Annotated in this window: 4 protein-coding genes; 1 reads left to right on the plus strand and 3 read right to left on the minus strand. The window is 45.5% G+C overall.

The features are described 5' to 3' along the window. Positions 1-265: 265 nt before the first annotated feature. Positions 266-4,531, minus strand: a complete 4,266-nt coding sequence (locus RMX89_RS28030) for an ATP-binding protein (RefSeq protein ID WP_322691228.1) — start codon at positions 4,529-4,531, stop codon at positions 266-268. 155 nt (positions 4,532-4,686) lie between these two features. Here RMX89_RS28030 and RMX89_RS28035 point away from each other — a divergent pair, with 155 nt between their 5' ends. Then, on the plus strand, positions 4,687-4,917 hold the full coding sequence (locus RMX89_RS28035; RefSeq protein WP_322691229.1) for a hypothetical protein: 231 nt from the start codon (positions 4,687-4,689) through the stop codon (positions 4,915-4,917). A 211-nt stretch (positions 4,918-5,128) separates the two neighbouring features. Here RMX89_RS28035 and RMX89_RS28040 read toward each other — a convergent pair whose 3' ends face one another. Together RMX89_RS28040 and RMX89_RS28045 are read right to left on the minus strand one after the other, a co-directional pair. Continuing rightward, entirely contained in the window at positions 5,129-7,465 is a 2,337-nt protein-coding gene (locus tag RMX89_RS28040; RefSeq protein ID WP_322691230.1) for an EF-hand domain-containing protein, read from the minus strand. Between the two features lie 82 nt (positions 7,466-7,547). After that, a partial coding sequence (locus RMX89_RS28045; protein WP_322691231.1) for a hypothetical protein occupies positions 7,548-7,766 on the minus strand: 219 nt, incomplete at its 5' end.

Below are 7,766 nucleotides of genomic sequence, written 5' to 3' on the forward strand. Positions count from 1 at the left end.
GAGGTATTTTGTACAATCAAGCAACAAAAAGAGGAGTTATATTAACAATTTAAGTTACAAAGTAAAAGTAAAGTTAGCCAAATTAGTGACAGCGTTTAGCTAGATTAATTCAGAGTAAATATATCTTTTTGAAGAATGAATAGACCTCAATAAATAACAAAATATTTAAAACAAGTTAATAAATTAAGCCATGAATCAAAGAGCTTTCATCCTAAATCCCTCTCCCAATGTTGGGAGAGAGACTTTGAAATTGGCTCCACTATACTTAGACATGCCCACTTCTACCAATTAGAATTGCAATTTCCTTGATTAATTCCTCTGGTTCGACGGGTTTAGACAGATGCTTTTGAAACCCCGATTCAAGTGCTTGTTGCTGATTGATTTCTCCAGCATAAGCAGTTAAAGCGATCGCCGGAATTTGTTTGGCTTGATTTGCCTGCAATGCTTTAACTTGGCGCATTAGCATATAGCCATCCATCTCTGGCATTCCAATATCACTGAGCAGCATATCTGGTTCTGACTCTGCCAAAATTTGTAATGCTTCTTTTGCTGATGTCACTGCTGTCACCATTGCTCCAGCCTGTTCTAGTACAAATGTGTGAAAGTCACGGGTATCATCGTCATCATCTACAACTAAGATTTGGCTGCCTGCCAGGATTTCAATCGCAGGAGAAGGATTTAGTGCAGCAATATCTATGTTTGGTTTTGGGGTTAAATCTTTTTTAATTAGTGGTAGCCGGACTCGGAAAATAGCTCCTTGCCCCTCACCTAAACTTTCTGCCTGAATCGTGCCGCCATGTAATTCGGTCAAATGACGCACAATTGCTAACCCTAACCCCAATCCACCAAATTTTCGGGTTGTCGTGCCATCAGCCTGACGAAAATATTCAAACACGTAAGGCAGAAACTCAGGGCTGATTCCCTTACCTGTATCGCTGACGGTAATCTGAGCTTCAGCGCCAACGTACTCTAGTTGAATATCAATTTTTCCTCCTTCAGGAGTGAATTTAACGGCATTCGATAAGAGATTCCAAATAACTTGTTGTAAACGACCGGAATCACCCAAAACTTGCCCGAAAGAAGCATCCAGCATCGTCTGAATTTGAATATTTTTGGCTTCTGCTGCCAAACGGACTGTTTCCAATCCCGCCTCAATCACCAGTACTAGGTTGACAGGTAACATCTTCAGGTTGAGCTTGCCTTGTAAGATTCGAGAGACATCAAGCAAATCTTCAATTAGTTGAGCTTGTAATTGAGCATTCCGCTCGATAGTTGCGATCGCTTTCTTTATGGCTGCTGTGTCAAACTCACGAGTCTGCAACAGTCTCGCCCAACCAAGAATCGGATTCAGAGGCGATCGCAATTCATGGGAAAGTACCGCCAGAAACTCATCTTTAATCCGGTTGGCTCTTTCGGCTTCAGTTCTGGCAGTTTGCTCGAGTTTTAGGAGGCGATCGCGTTCGGCTTCTGCGACTTTGCGTTCGGTAATGTCAATCACTGAGCCGATATAACCTTTAAACTCACCGTCCACTCCAAACCACGGATTCGCAGCATCGATGCAAGAGCGATATTTGCCATCTTTGCGCCGCAAGCGGTACTCCAAACGGAAAGCCGAATAACTGCTACTAGCTTCCAGAAAAACATTCCTGGTGTCATTGCTGTCTTCTGGATGCACAGCATTTAACCAGCCAAATCCCAAACCCATTTCCTCGCTCTGACCTGTAAAATCGTACCAGCTTTGACTGAGATAGGTGCAGTAGCTATTGGTGTCTGTCACCCAAACCATGAAGGGGGCATTATCAGCCATGTTGCGGAACTTTTCTTCGCTTTCCCGAAGTGCTTTTTCTGCTTGTTTGCGATCGCTAATTTCTGTAACAAAAATGCTGACTCCTTCTGCAAAGGGGTAGACGCGGTTTTCAAACCAGCGCTGCGAAGCTGGATAAAAGTATTCAAACTGAACAACAGTATTTTGGGCGATCGCCCGATGAACCTCAGTATCAAACTCGCTTTTAACCATATCGGGAAACACTTCCCAAACGATCTTACCTAGCAACTCTTCTTTGGGGATGCCAACAATTTCTGCTACCTGTTCATTGACAAAGCTATAACGCCACTCTCGATCCAATACAAAGAACTGGTCTTGAATACCAGCGATAACAGTCTCTAGGTGTGCTTTGGCGACCTCAGCTTCAATTCGCAACCCTTGCTCGCGTTCCATTGCCTCTTGGCGGAGACGAGCCATTTTTAGGGCTGCCTCTACCCGCGCCAACAATTCACGGGCAGAGAAAGGTTTAATCAGATAATCATCGGCTCCCGCTTCTAACCCTTCCACCCGTGCCTCTTCTCCCGCCCGTGCCGACAACAGGATGATGGGAACTTTTTGCGTCAGCGGATCGGCTCGTAATGCTTGCAGCAGTCCAAAGCCATCTAATCCAGGCATCATCACATCTGTCAGTACCAAATCGGGGACACGTCCACGAGCCGAATCCAAAGCAGTTAAACCATCCGGCACTGATTCCACCTCATACTGTTGACTTAATAGCCGCTTAACATAATCGCGCATATCTGCGTTGTCATCCGCCAAGAGAATCCGAGCAGAGGGTGCAGAGGGGCAAAGAGGCAGAAGGGAAAATACTTCCTGCTCCCCTGCCCCCTTGCTCCCCTGCTCCCCTGCCCCCTTGCTCCCCTGCTCCCCTGCCTCTTCCGGTAGCCACCGCAGGGCTTCTTCTAAATAAGGTGTTGCACCTAATGCAGTTGAAGCTAAAGTTCGCGGGGCACTAATTCGGTCTGGAGGCAAATGAGCATATCCTGTTGGAATTGACACAGTAAAGCAACTGCCTACTCCAAGAAGACTGGTAACATTAACTGTTCCACCATGCATTTGCACCAATTCTTGCACCAGTGATAATCCAATTCCTGACCCTTCAAAAGTTCGTCCTTGCGCCCCTTTGACGCGGTGGAATCGTTCAAAAAGGTGGGGGATTTCTGCGGCTGGGATACCGATTCCTGTGTCTTTGACTGCAAACTCAACATGGTCATTTAACCACTGCAAACTGACTGCAATTTCTCCAGCCATCGTGAACTTGAAGGCATTCGAGAGTAGGTTAAGAACAATTTTTTCCCACATCTCTCGATCTACATACACTGGTGCTGGCAGGACAGGACAATTAACTGATAACTGCATCCCTGCCCGTTCTACTGCGGAACGAAATACACTAGCTAGTTCTGCGGTGAAGGTGGCAAGGTTGGTGGGTTCATAAGAGGCTTGAACCCTTCCGGCTTCAATGCGTGAAAAATCTAGCAAGCTGTTGACCAGTTTCAGCAGCCGAAGTCCGTTGCGTTGCACCATTTCTAGCTGCTCTCGTTCTTTGGCTGGAAGCAGAGTAGCACAGGTGGCTAAGGTGTCTTCTAATGGCCCCAACATCAGAGTCAGTGGGGTACGGAACTCGTGGCTGACGTTGCTGAAAAAGACGGTTTTGGCGCGATCGATTTCTGCCAAGGCTTCAGCGCGTTTGCGTTCTTCCTCGTAAGCTTGGGCATTAGCGATGCTGGCGGCAATTTGAGCCGCAACTAAATCAATGAATCCTTTATAATTGTCGTCGAATAGCCTGAAGGGGTTCAAACCAGCGATTAATATACCAGCTTTTCCGCTTTGACCAGATGCGGCAATGGGTACTGCGATCGCTTGATGGGGCGATCGCTGCCAAACACCACAGGGTAGACTACTAAAAGACACTTCCAAATCGGAAATCAGTTTGGCTTGATGCGTTTTGCTCACTTCCGCAAAGGGCCAAACCCCATCAGCATCGAGAGCCACTGTTTCTGGAACTGCTACGTGATTTTGCCCAATGCGGCACGTTCCAGCCAAAAAAACTTCTTGCTTATCGGGATCGACCAGATAAATCATGGCGAACGGGAGATCGTAAGGGTTGCTCTCCAGACAACTCGCACTTAGCGTACAGGCTTCATCGAATGTCCGTGCGTCTGCTGTCCTCGCCGCTAGTTCGCGCAAAAGTGCCAATTGACGCTCGCTGATAATTCGCTGCGTGTCCTCTGTGTTGGCGCAGATGATCCCACCTGTGTCGCCCTGGTCATTAGGAACCGGGCTATATGAAAAAGTATAATAGGTTTCTTCTGGGTAGCCATTGCGCTCCATAATTAGCAGTAGCGCTTCGTCGTAAGTACCCTCATTCTTCAGCATTGCTGATTCGGCGCGAGGCCCAACCTGATCCCATATTTCCCGCCACACGTATGAAGCCGGCTGTCCAAATGCTTCTGGATGTTTGCCGCCAATAATAGTTTTATAAGCGTCATTGTAAAGGTTAATCAGTTCCTCGCCCCACCAAACAAACATGGGTTGACGGGAAGTTAGCATAATTCGCACGGCAGTCTTCAAACTCTGCGGCCACTGCTGTGTTGGGCCAAGGGACGTTTTTGACCAATCCTGTTCTCGCATCCTAGCCCCCATTTCACCTCCACCGATAAGGAAATTTACGTTGGCGTTGCTTGCTAACGTTGACTCGTTCTTCATTAATTCCTCTCGATTGGTCATGTACGGTTACAGGCTACATCGGTGGTTATCTTTTAGAAAAAATCCTCTATAAATTAGACTAGACCTTTACGCTTCTAAACACTTATTTTAGAGGATATTCAAAGGCATATACAGGGTGAGATACCAACTCTACTGTGACTTTTCAAAGCATTGAAATTGCCTTTTCGGGGCAAGCTTCTACTTTGGCTATTTTTATTGTCTCCTTTATATCATCGATATTTCAAGCTAGCTACCAAGGGCAATTCTCATTAGACAATGATGTTGCAACGGCGATCGCTAGCCACAAGCATTTGGCACGCTGTAGCTCAAGCAGACGCGTTTTAATAATGGATCGCGCTTTAATTCCCCTGCCGAGGAAACTTTGAAGGAGGGGAATTAAAGCATTCTAAGTTAAGACTACCCCTTTCAAGGTGACTGGAAAAATCTCTCTTTTTCTCTTTGTGCGCTCCGCGTCTGTGCAATTTAAAAGTAATTTATTTAACTACTTCAGACAGAAAAAACACAGAGCAAAAAGATTAAAGAGGAATTTTTTGACCAAAACTTTTACTTACGTTGAAGGGATAGTCTTATAAGTATTTAAATCGTTTCTGTAAACATACCGGTTCGGGCAAACTCTTCTTCTTCAGGGGTGAAGAGTGGAGCTTTATCCACAAGGCTAGGTTCAAAGTAGTATGTTTCTTGGAGAAATTGTCCGTTAATGACAGCTTCCTCTAAATCCTTGATGTGGTTCTGTGCAACTATACACGCTTCCTTGAGGTTATTCGCATCGCCCTTCTCCAGCAGCTTTGGCAATTCTGTTTTTACCCCTGTCAGCCGTGCCAATGGCTTCAGAATTCCATAGATGTTGTAGATGCGAGCAGTTTCTATGCTGGTGTATTTGAGTGCATTGGCTCTTGCTAACTCAGAGTCAAGGCTGGGCCAAAAACGGGTGGTGTAGAATGCTTTTTCATCCTTGTGATACCATTCTTCCGATCGCGCAATGGAAGAAGAAACGGTGTTATGCAGTTTCCAGAAGAATAAGCGCAGGGAAGAACCATCTACGACGGTAGATAATTTTGCCTCCAATGATACCTCAAAGTCAGTCAGCTTGGGGTCGCGCCCAAGTACCAGGTATTCTACAGGATACATATCCACTTCCTTATTTTGGACAACATACATATTCAGGTGGTGTCGGCAGTAAGGACAGGGGTACATTGTGGCAAACAGTTGGAAGAAATCTTTGAAGATTGCGATTGCGGCTTTTTGCTGTACATCGGTCTTGGTAGACACAATCTCAGCTGTAGTATGGAAAAAGCGCCACACTGCCGGGCCAATGTAGTAGGGGAAGCTGACTCGCATTTGGGAATCCTTCACCTCAGTCCGATCTAGATAGACATCAATGAATGCTACATACTGCGATAGCGCTCCTGATTCTCGCCCAAATTCTAGGCGTTCGCGGCGTTTCTGGACTCCATTCAGGTAGTGATGCGTTAACCGCCATGCTTGTTTGAGGATCAATTTCTGTTTGGGAGTGCAACGGGGAAAATTTTCGGCAACATCCGCCCCGTAGCGGTTAAATTCTCCTGAGTTTTTTGTACACTGATACCATTCATCCAAAGCCGCTTGGTCGGGTACGGTGTTACTTTGGATATCTGCTGTGCTAGAAACACTAAAGGCTGCCAACAATTTCGGCATAAAGTCCTCATACCAGTATGCTACTGGCATGATTGCACCATCTATTTCCTCAGTTGCTTGGGAGAGAATGACGCGGTTCCACTTGTGCAAATAGTCTTTTGGATTTGCCTGAGATTTAACTGGTGGTGGAGCCATTTCTTCGTTCAGTTCTATTCCTCTGAGACGATTGAGTTCATTAATGGCCAGCACACCTTCTACGATGTCACCCAAGCTGAGACTTTTCTTTTTGATCGTAATTGCAAACTCGACTCCGGCAGCAAACTTTTCTTTGACATTGGCAAATTTACTCCGCGCTTCTAAAATCGCTTGCTGTTCTGCCAACATTTCTGGTGTCTTTGCCACTGTTTGCCAGTTCTTAATCCGCTCCTGCAATCGGGCGTATTCATCAGCAATTGATTTCACCACTGCATCTAGAACGGGGTAGCAATCTTCGGATACTATACCTAATGCTTTGTAAAGTGCGATCGCCTGTTTAACAAACTCCACAAAATCAGTAATTCTGTATGGCAAGTTTTTCACCCGCAAGTGAGTTTCGTGATTTGCAGAGAAACTCTCACGGAAACTGCGGTAGGCTGCTCCTTGAATCAAACGAAACAAACCTATCTGCATTTGTAAGGGAGACGTACCGCTTTTTTTCTGATTCGGTGAGTTTGGGTGTTGCGCTAACTGTTCTTTTAGCTGTGCCAACTCTGGAGTCGTTGCTTCTGGCGTCGGCTGGCTGCTGGCTGCTGCGGCTTCATTGGAAGTAGCAACTGTCTTGAGCGAACTGTTCAGGGAAATCGGTGAATCTTGATAACCAGTTTTGCTTTCTGATTCCTCCGGTACTAGCTGACAGAATTCCTCAAAGTCAATTGAGCCATCGCCATCATGATCTACTTCCTGCAACATCTCTTTCAACTCAGCGTCTGTCAGCCCAAACTGAGTCATCACTGTCCGCAACTCAACGGCAGTAATTTCACCGCTACCGTCCTCATCAAAGGCACTGAAGGCTAATTTCAGGCGACTTTGGCGATCGCCTACTTTCGCAATCATCAGCGTTTTAAATTCTTCAAAATCGATAGTGCCTGATAAGTCAACGTCAATCTCCTTAATCAAGTCACGCAGCCCCGCTTCTGTGGGATTTTGCCCTAGCGATCGCATTACCTCCCCTAGTTCCTCGGTTGAGATCGCGCCGTTGCCGTCTACGTCTAATACTTTGAAAGCTTGCCACAATTTTTCTATTTCTTGTTCATCAATCATGGTTTTGTTCCAATTCTATATCTATCACTAATAAATTTATTACCATGTTTTATAACAGCTACTTCAATGGTGTTTAATTATATTAAGTAAGTAGGTTCGGCGCTTGGCAGATTGTTAGTCGTGAAGATGATGCCACATATCGTCCAGAAAGTTCAAACATTCGTCCAGAAAGTTCAAACATTCGTCCAGAAAGTTCAAACATTTGTCCAGAAAGTTCAAACATTTGTCCAGAAAGTTCAAACATTTGTCCAGAAAGTTCAAACATTCGTCCAGAAAGTTCAAACATTCGTCCAGAAAGTTC

Origin of the sequence: Nostoc sp. DedSLP04 (genome assembly GCF_034530775.1) — a bacterium.
Classification (GTDB): Bacteria; Cyanobacteriota; Cyanobacteriia; order Cyanobacteriales; family Nostocaceae; genus Nostoc.

Bases quoted from the DNA above. Each gene is read 5' to 3' on its own strand.
- RMX89_RS28030 (WP_322691228.1), bottom strand. From the start codon at position 4,531: ATGAAGAACGAGTCAACGTTAGCAAGCAACGCCAACGTAAATTTCCTT.
- RMX89_RS28040 (WP_322691230.1), bottom strand. From the start codon at position 7,465: ATGATTGATGAACAAGAAATAGAAAAATTGTGGCAAGCTTTCAAAGTA.